The sequence below is a fragment of the Paenibacillus sp. JL3B1040 genome, from assembly GCF_057063165.1.
Genome location: NZ_CM169317.1, coordinates 4863718 through 4878382 on the forward strand (window position 1 = coordinate 4863718; position 14665 = coordinate 4878382).

Here is a 14665-nt window from a genome sequence, read left to right on the forward strand (position 1 = left end):
TGTTTGCGGACGTTTCCGCTTCACGCTTCTCCCGGCTCTTTCGTTACGCCGCGCAAAAAGTCGGCGATTACGGCGGTTAGCTGCCCGGGCGCTTCATACATGCTCATGTGCCCCGCGCCTTTGATGACCGCCTTCGTGACATGCGGCCCCTCGGTCGTAAACAACCTGGCCATCGGCACGACGGCGTCGTTCTCGCCGGCAACCAGCAGCAGCGGGAGCCGCGCAGCTTCCATCACCTCGCGGCGGTCGGGCCGCTCGCGCATGGCAAGCGCGGCCCCGGTCGCCCCTTGGGGCGGCGTCTTGTAGCCGATCTCCTTTGCGCGATCGACTTCGGCCCTAAGCTTAGCGGCGTTGTCCGGAGAAAACAACCCCGGCACCAGGCCGTCCACGAAACGGGTGATCCCTTGTGATCGAATCAGCGAAACCGCCTCCAGCCGTTTCGCCTTCGCTTCCTCGCTGTCCGGATATCCCGTGGAATGGATCAGGCCAAAAGCGTTCAAACGCGGCGCATAACGCTGGGCCATAGATAAAGCAACATAGCCGCCCATCGAATGGCCCAGCAGCGTATATTTGGATACGCCCAGCGCCTCCATAAGTCCGGCGACATCGTCGGCCATCTGATCGATGGTATACGCGCCCATCGGCGCAGACGTGGCCCCGTGGCCCCGAAGGTCGGGAGCAATAACTCGATATGGTTCGGCAAGCAGCGGCTGAACTTTCTCCCAGTAACCGGAGCTGCCGCAAAAACCATGCAGCAAAACTACCGTTTCGCCCTGTCCTTGTTGTTCGTAGGCGATCGTTGTTCCGTTGACCGTTACTTTGTCCATTGCGCTACCCACTTTCATCATTATTTAGAGGTCGTTAACTTCATCCTATTTTCTCGGTGCTCCAAGCCTGACTTTTTGAACTTCGTCACGAAGTTGGCCGAAACGCCGAGGCCGCGGCGCCGGCGATTTCGTCGGCCATTTGCATGACCTTATAAAGCGAGGTCATCTGCAGCGTCCAATAGGGCTTTGGGCCTTTGACGTTGACGACCGCCGCGATGCTGTAATGACCGACCTCCGGCAGGTTGGCCCCGACGGACTGGGCCGGCTGCAACGGCTGGCCGGAAACCAGGTAATACCCGACCGAATCCGGCATCCCCAGGCAGGCATCGATGGCGATGATCACGCGCCCTTCGGGAATGTCGGCCATGCGCTGCTCCAAATTCGTCGCGTCGCACGGCTCGCGAAGCGTCCCGATCACCTGACCAAAGCCCCGTTCGGTCAATTTCGTCCCGACGAGCGGACCCAGCGCGTCCCCCGTGGACCGATCCGTACCGATGCAAAGAAAGGTAACGGCATCACAGATATGCCGGGCGCGAATGCCCGCAAAAAAAGCCTCCAGCTCGCCGCCGCTCAGCTTTTTCCGGTTCAAGCCCGCCGCCGGCCATTGTTGCGGTTCCTGCATGACCCAGACACGCTCCCTCCCGGTATTCCGTACCCTGATTGTAACGCATCCGAGCGGCTCATCGCAAAACTTCATGAACCCGCATTCCTCATGATACAATAGCTAATAACCCATAACCCGGAAGGATGAATAAAGGAATGGATCTGTCCACGAAAAGCCAGGAAAATATCGAATTCATGATCGAGGCGATCAAAAGCAAGCTCAAAATGGCCTCAGGCGCCGCGATGTCGGCGTCCGCGTTCCACGTTAACCAATATGACGATATCCGCGACGTTTATGACATTGTCATGAGCAAAGAGCGGCTTAGCATCTCCGAAGTCGAAGCGCTCGCCCAAGAGCTGGGGAGGCTTCGCGGCAAAGCCTAAAAGCCGAGGCCGTTTGAGCTTGGATTATCGTTCCAGCCGAAACGCCGTTTCGGTCTGACCTACTTGCCAGCCCTCATCGTTTACGATCGAAGACGGGAACGCTTCGCGCAGCTTCCGCAGCGTTTCCCCGTTTTCGTACCCGAGCTGCTCCAGCACGGCCAAAGCGATGAGTCCCCATTCCTCCTCGGAGCCATCCTGAATTTTGAACGTCACGCCAACACGCTCGCGGCGCAATGCCATAGCAAATACTCCTTTAAATCCGCCTTTGGCAACGATGTTCGAATCGCTCAGCAAGATCGAATCGATCCGCCCGGTACCGCCGACGAGCAGGGGATGGCGGTTCATCGCGCCGGTAATGACCGCGGTCGCCTCAACCGTTGCCGAATCCCCGATCAAATCCGGGCAAGCCAACTTCAAGTATGCGGCGGCCAAAGCGGACAACGGCAGCGCAAAGACCGGGAAGCCGCAGCCGTCCGTGCCGAGCGAGATCTGCGCCTCGGGGATCCCCGCCAAGCCAGCCAGCGTCGCCAATATTTCACGCTGAACCGGATGCTCCGGGTGATTATAGCTGTCCAGCGGGTATCCCTTCAATTTGCAGTAGGCCAGGACGCCCAGATGCTTGCCCGAGCAATTATGGTAAATCCGGCGATACGCTCCTCCCTGGCGAAGCAACCGCTCCTTGGCCGCCTCGTCAAGCGGAAGGCTCGGGGCGCATATCAGCCGCTCTTCGGCGAGCCCCGTTTTGCCGATCAGACTCTCCAGCGTGCCGACGTGCATCGCCTCGGCCCGGTGGGAAGCGGTCATGATGGCGATCTCTTCGTCAGACAATCCGTAAGCCTCCCCGATCCCTGCGCGGATGCCCGGAATCGCCTGGATCGGTTTGGCCGAAGAGCGGGTAAATACGGTCGCATGGGGATTCCCCGCCCGCCCCGCAATCTTGCCTCGTTCATCGATGACGCAGATATGGCCATAGTGGGCGCATTCCAGCAGCCCTCCGCGATATTCATTCACCAGTAACGCTTCGTTGTTGTTCATCTCATCGTTCTCTCCTTAATCCGGTTCCATTCCTACACAGTATAGTACAGCGAAAGCCCGCTGGCTAACCCTATGTTTAATAGGGCGTATTTAGCAAAAAAGCGCTGCCCCTATACCACAGGCAACGCTAATTAAGTCGTGTTCGTTGATCCATAATCTGTTTCAGCTTCTCCGTAGCCCGTTTCTGGATGCGGGATACGCTCATTTGGGACATCCCCAGCTTCTGGGCGATTGCCCGTTGGGATTGACCTTCTTGATAAGCCATCAACAGGACCTGCTGCTCTTGAGCCTTCAATTGACTCAGCGCTTGCTGCAAATCCATCCGGTTCTCCACCGTATCGTAGTCGTCGGTCTCCGTACTGATCATCTCTCCCAGCGTTGCGGCGCTTTCGTCCGGTGACAACGGGGAATCCAGAGACACGTAATGATAACATTCCCGGCCAGCCAACACCTCGACGGTCTCTTCGACCGATAACTCCAAATACTGCGCGATTTCCTTGATGTCAGGAGATCGTTCCAACTTGACGGTGAGTTCGTCGATCGCTTGCTGGACCAACGCGCCCTTCTCCTTGATTCTCCGAGGCACCTGGATATACCAGGACTTATCCCGCAGATAGTTCTTCATGTGCCCGATCATGCTTTTCATCGCATACGGTTCGAACGGGATGCCCAGCTCGCTGTCGTACTGCTGAAGCAAACGAACCAGCGCCATTTCGCCCACCTGGTACAAATCCTCGTACAAATCCGGCCGGTTGCGGGATATTTTGGCGGCAGCCATCTTCACCATCGAATCGTATTTGCGGATTAACCGCGTGGCAATCTCATTGTCCTTGGTTTGCTGGTACAGCCGAATCAAGCGGGTGGATTCGTGAAATGACTCGTGGGGAGCCGTTCGGTCAGTCATACCTTCTCCTCGCTCTTCTGAAGTCGGCGGACCATCATCACCTTCGTTCCTTTTCCGGCTTGCGTCTCCACACTGACGTCATCCATCAACGCCTGCATCAGATAGAAGCCTAATCCCCCGATCGGAGCCTCGCTCAACTCTTTTTCGTGCAAGGTGACGCCTCCCGTTTGTCCCCACGGTTCAAAGCTCTCCCCTTCATCTCTGACCGTAATCGACAAAGCATCCGCTAACACCTCGAACGTAATCTCCATTTTCCCGATGTCCTGCCGGTAAGCATACAACACGGAATTGTTGCAGGCTTCCGATACCGCCACCTTCATGTCTTCGATTTCCTCGTACGTAAATCCCATTTTCGAAGCTACACCGTATAAGTTCAATCTGACAATATCTACATATTCCGCTGTAGCCGGAAGGCTGATGACGATTCTCTCTACTTCCTCTATCATGATACTCGATCCTTTCCTTATTGGGAGTTCTCCTGCTCCGCGAAAAACTTGGCGATCCCGGTCATTTCAAACAGTTTCCGGATATGGTCCGGCACTTCCCGCACGTAAAACCTCGAATTCATTCCCTGTCTTGCTTTCAAGATGGACAGGAAAATACCGATCCCGGTGCTGTCGATGTACTTCAACTCTTTCAGATTCAAGACCAAATCCGCGTCATCTCTTCCTACCAACGGATCCATCACCTTTCGGAAGTCGGGGGCTACGGACAAATCCAGCTCGCCGTGCAACGAGACGATGCAAATTCCGTTTTCCGAATGGGTCGTGGTGGAAAATTTCAAACTTTTTCTCGTATTCATGAAAAACTCTCCCCAAAATAGGTTTTCTTCATTTTCTTCGATTGCTTACTACAACATAACCCAGCTTGTCCGCGAATGAATCACGCCGATGGACCGTCGCCGGCGGGACGGCTCCGAAGCGTAAACGCAAATGTGAATGCCGTTCCCTTCTCTCCCAGCCGCTTCGCTTGCAGCTCGCCGCCCAGCTTGTCCACCATCTTCCGGCAAATGGCCAGTCCCAGACCGAGGCCACCGTATTGCCTCGTCAAGGAGGAGTCGAATTGCGCGAACGGTTCAAACAACCGGAGCGTCTGATTTGGGGGAATACCGATCCCCGTGTCGCCGATACAGAAACTTAATCCGATTTTTCCGCTTTCGGCAGGCTTTGAGTCGACGATCATATAAATCCTGCCGTTCTCGGTGAACTTGACGGCATTGGCCAGCAAATGAACCAACACTTTACGCAGCCGCCGAATATCTCCATAGAGAAGGTCCGGAATCCGCTCGTCGATCACATAGTACAGGTCTAGTCCCTTGCCCGCGGTCTCTTGGCGGAACAGGGCAAAGATGTCCCAAATCGATTCTCGCAGCGCAAACGGAGTTTCCTCGAATTCCGGCCGCTCTTGATCCAGTTGGGTAAAATCGAGGATATCCGCAAACATCGACAATAAGGCATTCGCGTTGGCATGGATCAAGCCCGCATACCTCTTCTGCTCCTCGGTCAACTCCGTTTCCATAAGCAGCTCGCTCATCACGAACACGCCGTTAAGCGGCGAACGAAGTTCATGACCCACCATGGCCAGAAAATCCTTCTTGGCCTGGTTGCCCGCTGCGGCAGCCACCTTGGCCTTTGCGAGCTCGAGATTCACGCACTCCAATTCGCGCGTCTTCTGCTCCAACGCCCGTTCCGCTCGCTGCAACGCCATCGTTGTTTTCTCCAACCGGGTCACTTCCGGTTCCAACTCACCTTCCGCCCGTTCGTTACCGCCCATGTCCTTCATTTGAGCGATATCCATACCAGACATTTATCGTCTTCCCTTTTCCGCGGTCCGCTTTCTTCAAAGAACAACCGGCTCATCGCGCCGTGGTCAAAGTCATGACCGCATGTGTTCAAGCGATTCTCCAGCCATTCCTGCCGCGCCTCCGCCGACTCCTCCTGCGCATCGATCAATCCGTCGGTATAGAGCACCAGATGGCCCGGCCGCTCGTAATCAAGCGTTTGGGGAGCGGTTTCGATGCTGTCGAATAAACCTACGGGCGGACCCACTCTGTCCAGGCGCGCCACCTGTCCGTTCCCCGTAAACAGCAGCGCCGGCGGGTGTCCCGCATTGACGTATTCAATTTGTCTGCGCCGGGTATCCACCACGAGATAGATGGCCGTGAAATAATATTGAATCAGTTTGCTTTCGATGTGCAGCTCGATAAATCGGCGGTTCAGCTCTTGAATCACCTTCTTGGGTTCTACGTACTTATGAACCGTATCTCTCAGGACAGAGGAGATGAACATGCAGAATAAGGACGAGGAAATACCGTGACCCATCATATCGATCAAAATGACCGCATATTTCCCCTCTCCGAGCGAATACCAGGAATACAGGTCTCCGGCCAGCTCGTAGGAAGGCTTGTAAATGGCGTCGATTTCGACCTCAGGATCACGGATCGGGGCGCTTAGGACGGCATTTTGGATTAGCGACGCCAGCTTCAATTCCTCCTGGATCCGCTGATCCCGGTTACGATGCCAATCCTTCTCCAACTTCAGCCGCAGAGCCAAGCGAATCCGCGCCATCAGCTCGACCTTGTTGATCGGCTTCGTAACGTAATCGACGGCCCCGGCATCCAGCGCTTCCGCCAGCTTGTTGGAATCCCCCACCGCCGTCACCACGATGATTGGAATTTCCCGCAAATGCTCGGAGCGCTGTAAAATTCGGCACGCCTGAATTCCATCCATCTCCGGCATCATCATATCGAGCAGAATCAAATCCACGTCGGACGGTCCGCTTTCCTCAACCGCTCCGAGATCCTTTACACCAAGCCGCTCGAACATTTCCCGGGCCGAAGTGACCGTGACTGTGTTCCGGTAATTTTCCTTCTTCAAAATCTCACGAATGATAATGGTGTTTGTCGGATTGTCGTCAACGATTAGGATTCTCATGTTAATCTCCTTAAAATGAGCTTGAGCTATGACTTATACCTCATTTCGGCAAAAATTGCGTCAGTCCTGCTCAAAACGCAATCCGAAAACACGCCTAGTTGTGCAAAAAAGGAACGGGGAGCTCCCCCGTTCCTTCTGACTTCGATAATAACGCGGGCTAGGCATGAGTAACAGTGTAGATTACCCCGCCTAACCGCGTTTGAAACGCCGAATCGGAGCCGCCGCGCAAAGCTCGCTTTAACTCCGGTATTTCTGCCAGACATCGGCGGCAACATCCACCCATTTCATCCAACCGGCGGGTTTGGAGTTCGCATCGGGCGCCGGGGGCGCCGCATCGGCGTGAATCTGCCGAGCCGGAGCTGGCGAAGCCGCCGGGTCGGCGGCCTGGACCTTTCGTTTCGCCATCCGAGGGCGGCTCGCGATTCGGCTCGCCAAGGCCGCCGAAACTTGCTTGGTTGCCAGCGTGACCTCACTTAACACCTCGCCGGCATGCTTGACCGATTCCATCAGCGGATCAAATTGCTTCATTTTGTGCTGGATATCGCCGGTTAAGTCGTTCGCTTGCCGCACGACGTGCCGAACCTCGGTTCCCAGCTCGTCAATCGTTTTTTGTACCTCCCGCAGCGTTTCCGTCGTGGTTTGGAGCGAACGCTCCGCCGCCTTCAGCGTTTTGACCAGATATACGACAAGCACCACAAAAGCCGCCGCGGCAACCGCCACGCTGATCTCCCATATCATGCAACGTTCCTCGCTTTCCGTCCGCTTAATCTCGCTCTTTCCTTAACTATACACGAAATGATGCGGAAGAACAGTCGTTTCTTTGGCGAGGGTTCGTTTATTTCAAGACGCTGCCGCCAAACATGAAGCGGTATACCCAGGCGCCGTCGAGCTGGTCGACTTTGACCCCGCCGGACTCCGTCGAGTACGTGTGCAGAAGCTGGCCGTTCCCGAGGTAAATCGCCACGTGGGTAATCCGCTGATTTTGTTTGTTGATCCCTTCATAGGATTTGGCCGAAGAGCCTTTGTAGCTCATGAAGAAGACCAGGTCGCCCCGCTTCAAGCTGTCGATGCTATACACCGCAGTCCCGTTATTCTTGATGTAATCCCCTTGCTTGCGAGAATCCGCGGGAAGCGTAAGGCCCAATGCATCCTTAAAGGCTTGTCTCACAAAATCGGAGCAGTCGAATGTCGCCGTATTACTGCGGCTCGAACCGTACTCATACGGGGTCCCGAGGTATTTCATGCCGGCCTCAATCACCTGTTCGATTTGCTGGCTGATCCCGTTTGACGGAGCGGGGACGGGCGTCGGCTCAGGAGTCGGCGTTGGGGCGGGCGTTGGCGTTGGCGCCGGTGTTTCGGAGGGTCCGCCGATTTCCAAATATTTCTCCATTGTGCTGACGTAACCTATCTTTCCGGCGGACGTTTTCACCTTATAGAAATAGTCGTTGCTTTGTTCAAGAATCGTCAGTTGCGTGCCTTTGCTCAGCATGGTGAGGACTTTGCCCGAGAGCGAAGGTTCATCGCGCATATTGACGCCGTAAACCACCGTTGCCGGCCGCCCCAAGTTAGGCTGGGACGGGGCGGTAGCCCTTGTTTCCAGACGGATATATTTGTCGTTAGCGCTAACGTAACCGACCGCTCCGTCTGCCGTTTTTACTTGATAGAAATATTTATTGCCTTGGTCCAATACGGTAACTTCGGAACCCTTTTTAAGGAATCCGATCACTTTGCCCGAAAGGGAAGGTTGGTCACGAAAATTGACCCCGCCAACAATATGACCTTTGGTGATCGTTTGCGCGGTTGAGGTTGCGGCTGCGGCTTGATGAGGAAGAGTTGTATAAGTAGAGAGAAGAATGGCACTCAACAATGTGATCGCTATGCTTCGTTTCATAGATGATGTCCTGCCTCCTAATGTAAAATCTAGTTATTAGCCTTCGTTCCAACATTCTCCTTTCTTAGATCTTGCCCCCATTATAGCTTTTGTCGAAATTAGTCTAAATCGGTCGAAAATCACAATGTAGGTAAGCGCATTCAAAGACATTCGGCCTAGAGTCTATCGGCCAGAAATAGAGGCACGCGACCTATTAATTCCGGACGGACACCATCCGACAAAACGTCTTCCCGTAACTTCAAGGTCAATTTGTGTAACCAAAGTACCTGATCCTTCGAATTCCCAAATCTATTTCATAAAAATTCCAGATTATCCAATCGACCTATTTTCTTAGGGATATTCACCCGGTTTTCGGGCAAAAAGTAGCCCAAGCGGGTGGGCTGGTAAATGTTTCCGATGGCCTGTCCGCTTGGGCAATGAATGCCTGATGGCGAGTCTTGCTTGTGAACGTCCTTATCCCTCTTTGGGCTCGACATGGACGTGAACATGCATCACATTTTGCTTGCTCCTCATCCGTTCCTCCACCCGGTCGCTGATTTTATGGCTTTCGATGACCGTCAGTTGCGGGTCCACTTCGATGACGACGTCGACCAGGACATGATTGCCGTGAACCCGAGCCTTCAAGTCTTTGATTCCTTCAACGCCTTGGGTCCGGGCAATGGTGCTGCGCAGGTCACCCAATTCCTTCTCATCAAAGCCGTCGGTAAGATTATGCGTAGCTTGGCGAAAGATGTCCCAGGCGGTCTTGCAAATGAGCACGCCCACCGCAATCGCCGCTACCACGTCCAGCCACGGCAGTCCGAATTGTGCCCCAATGATCCCGATGGCCGCCCCTACGCTTACCATGGCGTCCGACAAGTTATCCTTGGCCGCCGCCATCAGCGCCTGGTTGTTGATCTGTTGGGCTAACCTCCGGTTGTAGGCATAAACCCCGCCCATCGCCAGCGCACAAACGGCAGCTACCGCAGCCGAGAGAATGTCGGGCCGGCTATGCACGCCTGCAGTCAACGAACGGACCGCATCAAGGATGACCTGGACGCCGACCATCGCCATAATAAAAGAGGCAACCAGCGCGGCGATCGTTTCCGCGCGAAAATGCCCATAGGCATGATCCGAATCCGGCGGTTTTTGCGAGATTTTGAGACCGATCAGCACCGCCACCGAAGCCACGATGTCCGTGAGATTGTTAAAGCCGTCGGCCAGCAGTGCGTTGGAATCGAAATAAAAGCCGCTTACCAATTTAAAAGCGGACAGCAGCAAATAAGCGGTAATGCTCACCCAAGCCCCGCGTTCCCCTTTGCGTATATCGTCATAAATATCCAAGTCCCGCACCTCCAGACTTCCCCCGAAGTCAATAACCTACTTCTTCGCAATCAAAAAAAACGATTTATGAAAAGCGTTTAATCATCGTAGCAAATAAAACCCGTGTAAGTCCAGAGAAACAGTGTTGCCTCCGGGAAAAGCAGTCACGCTCATTATTCCCGTTGTACGCGCATTTAAAAACGTTTAAAATAGGGACAGCCCCTTTCCAATGTCAAGGAGATGATCAGCGTGACGGAAAATCAAGAACCGCGCAAAATCGATTTGGCCGAAGCGATGCGCCAAAAGCTGCAGCAGAAAAAACAGCAGCAGCAAACCGGCAACAAACCGGGATTGAAGGACAACTTTCAAACCAAAGCGCTGAAGAGCCAAAATAATAAGAAGCCGAACAACCAGCGCCGCCGCACAGGCGGCTCGTAAGCCCGCACAGAAACGCAAACAAGCCGCATGAAGCGTCCGATGGACGTCTCATGCGGCTTTATGCGCAATGAACGTATGTGGATTACCTCTTAATCTTCTTCCGGATACATCGATTTCCGCAGGTTTTGGATTTCTTCATTCTCCAGGTACTCGTCGTACGTCATGATGCGGTCAATGATTCCGTTTGGCGTAATTTCGATAATCCGGTTGGCGATCGTTTGAATGAACTGATGGTCATGCGACGTGAACAGGATCGTTCCGTCGAAGTCGATCAGCCCGTTGTTGAGCGCCGTAATCGATTCGAGGTCCAAGTGGTTGGTCGGCTCGTCGAACAGCAGCACGTTGGCGCCGTTCAGCATCATTTTGGCCAGCATGCAGCGAACCTTCTCGCCCCCGGACAACACGCTCGCTTTCTTCAGCGCCTCTTCGCCCGAGAACAGCATCCGTCCAAGGAAGCCGCGCAGGAACGTTTCGTCCTGGTCGTTCGAATATTGGCGCAACCATTCGACCAAGTTCAGATCCACACCGTCGAAATAGCGGGAGTTATCTTTCGGAAAATACGCCTGCGAGGTCGTAACCCCCCAACTGTATTCGCCGCCGTCGGCTTCCAGTTCGCCCGTCACGACCTGGAACAGCGTCGTTTTCGGCAGGCTGTTCGGTCCGACGAACGCGATTTTGTCGCCTTTGTTCACGACGAAGCTGACGTTATCCAGCACCTTTTCGCCTTCAACGGTTTTGGTCAGCCCGTCAACCGTCAGCAGTTGCTTGCCGGCTTCACGCTCCGCCTTGAAATGCAGGAACGGATATTTCCGGTTGGACGGACGGATGTCCTCCAGCGTGATTTTATCCAATTGCTTCTTCCGGGAGGTCGCTTGCTTCGATTTCGAAGCGTTGGCGGAGAAACGCTGAATAAACGCCTGCAGCTCCTTGATTTTCTCTTCCTTTTTCTTGTTGGCGTCCCGCTGCATCTGCAGCGCGAGCTGGCTCGATTCGTACCAGAAGTCGTAGTTGCCGACGTACATCTGGATTTTGCCGAAATCGATGTCCGCGATATGCGTACATACCTTGTTCAGGAAGTGCCGGTCATGGGATACGACGATGACGGTTCCTTCGTAATCCATCAGGAAGTTCTCGAGCCACTGGATCGATTCGAGGTCCAAATGGTTGGTCGGTTCGTCCAGCAGCAGATTGTTAGGACGTCCAAACAAGGCTTGAGCCAGCAGGACGCGGACCTTCTCGTTGCCGCTGAGCTCGGCCATCTTCTTGTCGTGCAGCTCGCGCGGAATCCCAAGGCCAATTAGGAGCGCCGCCGCGTCCGGTTCGGCATCCCAACCGTTCAACTCTGCGAATTCGCCCTCGAGCTCGCCGGCGCGCATGCCGTCCTCTTCGGAGAAATCGGCTTTGGCGTATAACGCGTCCTTCTCTTTCATGATCGAATAGAGCCGGCCGTGGCCCATAATGACCGTTTCCAGCACCGGATACTCGTCGTATTCGTAATGGTTCTGTTTCAAGACAGCCATTCGCTCGCCCGGCGTCATAAACACTTCGCCTTGGTTCGGCTCGATCTCGCCGGAGAGAATTTTCAGGAACGTCGATTTGCCCGCCCCGTTCGCCCCGATCAAACCATAGCAGTTACCGGGGGTGAATTTTATATTTACGTCTTCGAAAAGTGCCCGTTTTCCGTACCGGAGCGTTACACCGTTAGTGCTGATCATGTTAGGCATTACCATCCTTTTATCATAGTGAGTGCGGACTATCCCAAAATAGTCGATACTACTGGCGTATTATATCATAGATCGCCAAAGAAATTGAACCCAAAGCGCAGAAAGTCGACTTCTGGGGGGCCTTCCTGTGTCTGTCTTGCTCTTCATGCTCCTTTAGCACGATTATCCCTTTCATTCAGCCGGTTTGAAATTACAAAAAAATGGATTGCCTGGTGTCCATTCACTTGACCGGAGAACGTTTGTTCGATATAATAAAGAAAACACGAACGAATGTTCTTTTTCCGGAGTTGGGAGGCGAGCAGACATGGACGATATTTCAGGAAAGGATCTTCATCCTATCGGCACCCGATATGACAGCGAGGAAGCCTGCATGGAGGCATTAATCGCAATGAAGTGGCGAAGTGGCTTCGTCTGCCCGCGCTGCCATTTCACCCGAGGTACACGCCTGAGTTCTCGCCGAATCCCCTTGTTCGAGTGCGGGAGATGCGCATATCAAGCGTCACCTTTGGTCGGCACGATTTTTGAAGGAACGCATCTTCCGCTAATGAAATGGTTCCAGGCATTGGAGTTGTTCCTGCTCCCCGATGGGATCTCGGCGGTGCGGCTAAGCCAGGTAATTCGAGTCACCTACAAGACCGCTTGGTTGATGCTGCACAAAATTCGCTATACGCTTGGAGAATTCGATGCCCGGGAGCTCTTGAGTGGAGACGTGAAGGTGAACAGCGACCAGTACGGGAAGAATCCGGCCCGATATTACCATTTCCCTCATCCATATGCCACGGCGGTCGTTGCCGGCTGTACGGTGACGGAGTCAGGTGAGCCGGAACAAGTAAAAATCCAACTGTTACCACAAAAGCGGGGCGAGGGACTCAGAGCCACCAGACACGAACTTGCCGCGTTTATCAATCGACATGTAGATGTCCATACATCGGTCGTACAGTCGTATCCCCTGGCCTATCGGCTGTATGTGCCCTTACGGAACGTAGTAAGAGAGGCTTGGAAATCGCTAAAGAGTACATATGTTGCTTTAGGACCGAAGTATCTGCAGGCATATCTAAACGAGTACACCGTACGCCGCGGTTTGCGTTTGCCCGGAGCGCCGGGAATAATAATGCATCAGAAGCTGCTGCGCATGTGTGTGTCAATCCCGGCCATCTCTTACCGCAAGTTAATTGCGCACCGCCCCAAGCCGCCTATCGCATTTGCAGCTTGATCTTGCGCTTGCGCTTGACGAGTTTGTCTATGGTGGCTGCAGGTTGATCGCACCAACCTAATCTTCCTCTTATCACGCTTTATCACGCTGCTTGACTGCATATCAACCGAACCTGATCAAATGGAGGGGTAAGCGAGCTATCGTAACCTCCTGATTAAACGGGATAATCGTGCCAAAGGGGCCGGCAACAAGTAACGACCCTATTCGATTCTTCCGCTCAACTGAGGAATTCGCTCCGCAGCTTCCGTCGGTACCGAAGCCGGAAGTTGAGGTGACAACAGATCTGGCAATCGCAGCGTTTCCCCGTGATGCAGCAGCCGAATCTTGTCTTCGGAGATCCCGCGCCGCTTCCGGTCCGCCTCCAGGCGGTCAAGCGCCTCCCGCGCCGTATCGTCGGCCAGCCGGAACGTGCCGTAATGCATCGGAATCATCAGCTTGGCCTTCACGTCCACGAACGCCTGCAACGCTTCTTCCGGCGTTGTATGCTGGCTGGTCATGAACCATTCCGGCTCGTACGCGCCGATCGGCAGCAGCGCCGCATCGATCTCGTAGCGGCTCCCGATTTCGGCGAAGCCGCGGAAATAGCCGCTGTCCCCGGCAAAATAGATGACCGGAGGCCTCCCGTCCGCCTGGGTCTGCGCCGGTTCCAATACGTACCCGCCCCAATGGGACGTATTCGTATCGAACGGCGTCCGGCGCGTCCAATGCTGGGTGGGCACGAACGAGATGTCGACCTCCCCGATCCGCACCCGTTCCCACCAGCTCATCTCTTGAACGCGGCGGAATCCCTTGCGCCGCATCTTCCGACCGAGGCCGACGGGAACCAAAATCGTCGTGCCGCTGCCGTATAAGCGGCGGATCGAAGCCACGTGCATATGATCGTAATGGGAATGGGAGATCAGAATCACGTCGATCGGCGGCAACTTGTCGATCGGAACGCCCGGTTCGCATATCCGGCGCTGGAATCCCATGCGCATCGCCCAGACCGGATCCGTTACGAAATTCAGCCCCTGGTACTGAATGAGAAACGTGGAGTGGCCGATCCAGGTCATCGTGGTCTCCACGCGGTTTTGATGCAAATAATCAAGCTGCGGCGGTTTATTGGGGATGACGTAGGAATAGTCCTTCTTTTTTCTGCGGCGCTCTTCCCGCCATTGTCTGAACTGCTTCAACGTTTTGTCTGTGCTGACGTTATCGATGTTGTTGTAGCGCGTTCTTCTGGGCATCGCTCCAGTTGCTCCTCTCCGCGTTTCTTTTTCCTTTTCTCCTATTCTAGAGCAATTTCGGCGGCAAAACCAACCCTTTTGGATCAATCGGCCGGGTCTCGATATTTCCAGGCATAGATAAACAGGAATAATACCGCCCCGACGACGACCAGCTCCGGCGCCACCATCATCATGAACCATTCCAT

17 protein-coding genes are annotated in these 14665 nt (G+C 54.4%); 3 read left to right on the forward strand and 14 right to left on the reverse strand.

Annotation, left to right across the window (positions count from 1 at the left end; all coding sequences use genetic code 11):
- Positions 1–20: 20 nt before the first annotated feature.
- Both ACZF99_RS22360 and yyaC read right to left on the reverse strand, forming a co-directional pair.
- Positions 21–827 carry an alpha/beta fold hydrolase gene (locus ACZF99_RS22360; RefSeq protein WP_483612902.1) on the reverse strand — a complete coding sequence of 269 codons (807 nt, stop codon included), beginning with the start codon at positions 825–827 and terminating at the stop codon, positions 21–23.
- 85 nt (positions 828–912) lie between these two features.
- Positions 913–1449 (reverse strand): spore protease YyaC, encoded by a 537-nt coding sequence (yyaC, locus tag ACZF99_RS22365; protein ID WP_483607150.1) that lies wholly within the window; start codon positions 1447–1449, stop codon positions 913–915.
- Between the two features lie 137 nt (positions 1450–1586).
- Here yyaC and ACZF99_RS22370 point away from each other — a divergent pair, with 137 nt between their 5' ends.
- Positions 1587–1814 (forward strand): DUF1128 domain-containing protein, encoded by a 228-nt coding sequence (locus ACZF99_RS22370; protein ID WP_483607151.1) that lies wholly within the window; start codon positions 1587–1589, stop codon positions 1812–1814.
- A gap of 24 nt (positions 1815–1838) precedes the next feature.
- Here the strand turns inward: ACZF99_RS22370 and ACZF99_RS22375 are convergent, their stop codons facing one another.
- The 9 genes from ACZF99_RS22375 to ACZF99_RS22415 all read right to left on the reverse strand — a co-directional run bounded on the left by ACZF99_RS22375 (position 1839) and on the right by ACZF99_RS22415 (position 9900).
- Positions 1839–2849, reverse strand: coding sequence for an asparaginase (locus ACZF99_RS22375; protein WP_483607152.1), 1011 nt, complete (start codon positions 2847–2849; stop codon positions 1839–1841).
- A gap of 127 nt (positions 2850–2976) precedes the next feature.
- Positions 2977–3753, reverse strand: a complete 777-nt coding sequence (locus ACZF99_RS22380; RefSeq protein WP_483607153.1) for a sigma-70 family RNA polymerase sigma factor — start codon at positions 3751–3753, stop codon at positions 2977–2979.
- Positions 3750–4199: an anti-sigma B factor RsbW gene (gene rsbW, locus ACZF99_RS22385; RefSeq protein ID WP_483607154.1), complete on the reverse strand. Its 450-nt coding sequence runs from the start codon at positions 4197–4199 to the stop codon at positions 3750–3752. The genes ACZF99_RS22380 and rsbW overlap by 4 nt, the downstream gene beginning before the upstream one ends.
- 17 nt (positions 4200–4216) lie before the next feature.
- Positions 4217–4555 (reverse strand): STAS domain-containing protein, encoded by a 339-nt coding sequence (locus tag ACZF99_RS22390; protein ID WP_483607155.1) that lies wholly within the window; start codon positions 4553–4555, stop codon positions 4217–4219.
- Between the two features lie 80 nt (positions 4556–4635).
- The gene (locus ACZF99_RS22395) at positions 4636–5559 is read right to left on the reverse strand and encodes a sensor histidine kinase (RefSeq protein ID WP_483607156.1); all 924 of its coding nucleotides are present in this window, start codon (positions 5557–5559) and stop codon (positions 4636–4638) included.
- Entirely contained in the window at positions 5532–6686 is a 1155-nt protein-coding gene (locus tag ACZF99_RS22400) for a PP2C family protein-serine/threonine phosphatase (protein WP_483607157.1), read from the reverse strand. The genes ACZF99_RS22395 and ACZF99_RS22400 overlap by 28 nt, the downstream gene beginning before the upstream one ends.
- A gap of 237 nt (positions 6687–6923) precedes the next feature.
- Positions 6924–7424 (reverse strand): DUF948 domain-containing protein, encoded by a 501-nt coding sequence (locus tag ACZF99_RS22405; RefSeq protein ID WP_483607158.1) that lies wholly within the window; start codon positions 7422–7424, stop codon positions 6924–6926.
- 97 nt (positions 7425–7521) lie between these two features.
- On the reverse strand, positions 7522–8577 hold the full coding sequence (locus ACZF99_RS22410) for a C40 family peptidase (protein WP_483607159.1): 1056 nt from the start codon (positions 8575–8577) through the stop codon (positions 7522–7524).
- Between the two features lie 453 nt (positions 8578–9030).
- Positions 9031–9900, reverse strand: a complete 870-nt coding sequence (locus ACZF99_RS22415; protein ID WP_483607160.1) for a cation diffusion facilitator family transporter — start codon at positions 9898–9900, stop codon at positions 9031–9033.
- 228 nt (positions 9901–10128) lie between these two features.
- Here ACZF99_RS22415 and ACZF99_RS22420 point away from each other — a divergent pair, with 228 nt between their 5' ends.
- Entirely contained in the window at positions 10129–10317 is a 189-nt protein-coding gene (locus tag ACZF99_RS22420; RefSeq protein WP_483607161.1) for a hypothetical protein, read from the forward strand.
- An 89-nt stretch (positions 10318–10406) separates the two neighbouring features.
- On the opposite strand, the gene ACZF99_RS22425 is transcribed toward ACZF99_RS22420, so the two are convergent.
- Positions 10407–12032: an ABC-F family ATP-binding cassette domain-containing protein gene (locus ACZF99_RS22425; RefSeq protein WP_483607162.1), complete on the reverse strand. Its 1626-nt coding sequence runs from the start codon at positions 12030–12032 to the stop codon at positions 10407–10409.
- 313 nt (positions 12033–12345) lie between these two features.
- On the opposite strand from ACZF99_RS22425, the gene ACZF99_RS22430 reads away from it, so the two are divergent.
- Positions 12346–13254, forward strand: coding sequence for an IS1595 family transposase (locus ACZF99_RS22430; RefSeq protein WP_483607163.1), 909 nt, complete (start codon positions 12346–12348; stop codon positions 13252–13254).
- Between the two features lie 200 nt (positions 13255–13454).
- Here the strand turns inward: ACZF99_RS22430 and ACZF99_RS22435 are convergent, their stop codons facing one another.
- Together ACZF99_RS22435 and cydS are read right to left on the reverse strand one after the other, a co-directional pair.
- Positions 13455–14480 (reverse strand): MBL fold metallo-hydrolase, encoded by a 1026-nt coding sequence (locus ACZF99_RS22435; RefSeq protein WP_483607164.1) that lies wholly within the window; start codon positions 14478–14480, stop codon positions 13455–13457.
- An 83-nt stretch (positions 14481–14563) separates the two neighbouring features.
- Positions 14564–14665 carry a cytochrome bd oxidase small subunit CydS family protein gene (gene cydS, locus ACZF99_RS22440; RefSeq protein WP_483612904.1) on the reverse strand — a complete coding sequence of 34 codons (102 nt, stop codon included), beginning with the start codon at positions 14663–14665 and terminating at the stop codon, positions 14564–14566.

Excerpts from the sequence above, each read along its gene's own strand:
- yyaC (WP_483607150.1), bottom strand. The coding sequence starts at position 1,449 with ATGCAGGAACCGCAACAATGGCCGGCGGCGGGCTTGAACCGGAAAAAG.
- ACZF99_RS22390 (WP_483607155.1), bottom strand. The coding sequence starts at position 4,555 with ATGAATACGAGAAAAAGTTTGAAATTTTCCACCACGACCCATTCGGAA.
- ACZF99_RS22410 (WP_483607159.1), bottom strand. The coding sequence starts at position 8,577 with ATGAAACGAAGCATAGCGATCACATTGTTGAGTGCCATTCTTCTCTCT.
- ACZF99_RS22430 (WP_483607163.1), top strand. The coding sequence starts at position 12,346 with ATGGACGATATTTCAGGAAAGGATCTTCATCCTATCGGCACCCGATAT.
- ACZF99_RS22425 (WP_483607162.1), bottom strand. The coding sequence starts at position 12,032 with ATGATCAGCACTAACGGTGTAACGCTCCGGTACGGAAAACGGGCACTT.
- cydS (WP_483612904.1), bottom strand. The coding sequence starts at position 14,665 with ATGGAATGGTTCATGATGATGGTGGCGCCGGAGCTGGTCGTCGTCGGG.
- ACZF99_RS22375 (WP_483607152.1), bottom strand. The coding sequence starts at position 2,849 with ATGAACAACAACGAAGCGTTACTGGTGAATGAATATCGCGGAGGGCTG.
- ACZF99_RS22380 (WP_483607153.1), bottom strand. The coding sequence starts at position 3,753 with ATGACTGACCGAACGGCTCCCCACGAGTCATTTCACGAATCCACCCGC.
- ACZF99_RS22360 (WP_483612902.1), bottom strand. The coding sequence starts at position 827 with ATGGACAAAGTAACGGTCAACGGAACAACGATCGCCTACGAACAACAA.
- ACZF99_RS22400 (WP_483607157.1), bottom strand. The coding sequence starts at position 6,686 with ATGAGAATCCTAATCGTTGACGACAATCCGACAAACACCATTATCATT.
- ACZF99_RS22370 (WP_483607151.1), top strand. The coding sequence starts at position 1,587 with ATGGATCTGTCCACGAAAAGCCAGGAAAATATCGAATTCATGATCGAG.
- ACZF99_RS22435 (WP_483607164.1), bottom strand. The coding sequence starts at position 14,480 with ATGCCCAGAAGAACGCGCTACAACAACATCGATAACGTCAGCACAGAC.
- rsbW (WP_483607154.1), bottom strand. The coding sequence starts at position 4,199 with ATGATAGAGGAAGTAGAGAGAATCGTCATCAGCCTTCCGGCTACAGCG.
- ACZF99_RS22395 (WP_483607156.1), bottom strand. The coding sequence starts at position 5,559 with ATGTCTGGTATGGATATCGCTCAAATGAAGGACATGGGCGGTAACGAA.
- ACZF99_RS22405 (WP_483607158.1), bottom strand. The coding sequence starts at position 7,424 with ATGATATGGGAGATCAGCGTGGCGGTTGCCGCGGCGGCTTTTGTGGTG.